The 1,208-nt window shown below is 70.8% G+C and carries 1 protein-coding gene; it reads right to left on the reverse strand.

What is annotated here, in order from left to right; all coding sequences use genetic code 11:
* Nucleotides 1–1,208 (reverse strand): dolichyl-phosphate-mannose--protein mannosyltransferase (locus tag ACRX5S_RS41070; RefSeq protein ID WP_436778403.1); only part of this gene is annotated, 1,208 nt, incomplete at both ends.

Consider the following 1,208-nt stretch of genomic DNA (forward strand, 5'->3'; position numbering starts at 1 on the left):
CCGTTGTGGAATTTCCACATTTCGCCGTGGTAGTGCCACAGGCTGCGGAAGGCCTCGGGGACCCAGGTCATGTCGAACTGGGGGATCCCGGTGATCTTCAGCGGGCCGAACTTGAAGGTGTCGGGGGACAGTCCGTCGCGGCCGTGGGCCCACTGGCGGTTGTAGCCGCCGTCGGTCAGCAGCCACCCCGACCACGACCACACGTACACCACGACGGCGACCAGCACGACGGACAGCGCCGCGAACGGCAGGTCCCGGCGCAGGACCGCGGTGTAGACGCGCCAGCCGACCGCGCCCGCGGCGCGGCGGGTGCCCGCGTCCCAGAACAGGGTCAGGGCGAGGAAGAGCAGGACGACGGGGACGCCGGACCACTTGGTGCCGCAGGCCAGGCCCATGCAGACCCCGGCGATGATGCGCCAGGGGCGCAGGCCCAGGCCCATGCGGACGGCGCGGTGCGGGTCGATGCCGTCGCGCATGGTGCGGGCGACGCCGGCGCGGGTGTCGTCGCGGTCGATGACCAGGGCGCCGAAGGCGGCCAGGACCCAGAACATCAGGACGAGGTCGAGCAGGGCGGTGCGGGACATCACGAAGTGCAGGCCGTCCAGGGCGAGCAGTACTCCGGCGATGCAGCCCAGCAGGGTGGAGCGGAACAGGCGCCGTGCGATCCGGCACAGCATCAGCACCGAGACGGTGCCGAGCAGGGCGACCATGAAGCGCCAGCCGAAGGGGTTGATGCCGAACATCCACTCGCCCAGGCCGATGGTCCACTTCCCGATCGGGGGGTGGACGATGTAGGAGCCGTCGGGGCTGAGGTAGTCGCCGTAGCTGCCGTTGACGAACGCGTCGTTGGCCTTGTCCTGCTCGCTCAGGTCGCGCCAGGTGCCCTCGTAGCCGTAGTGGACGAGCGACCAGCCGTCCTTGGCGTAGTACGTCTCGTCGAATATCACCGCGTCCGGCTGCCCGAGCTTGAAGAAGCGCAGGAACCCGGCCATCAGCGTCACCAGGACGCACGGCAGCCAGCCGCCCCCGGTGTAGGGGGTGTTGTCGGTGAAGTGCGGGACCAGGCGCTCGCGCAGGGAGACGCGGGGGCGGGGGCGGAAGGAGAACCGCGCGAGCGTACGCGACCACACGTCCGCGTCCGGAGGCGCGGGCGCGGCCCCGCCGCCCCCTTCCGAGGAGCGCTTGCGGGTGGGGTTGTCGGTCGCCAC

This window comes from Yinghuangia sp. YIM S09857, assembly GCF_051388915.1.
Lineage (GTDB): Bacteria > Actinomycetota > Actinomycetes > Streptomycetales > Streptomycetaceae > Yinghuangia.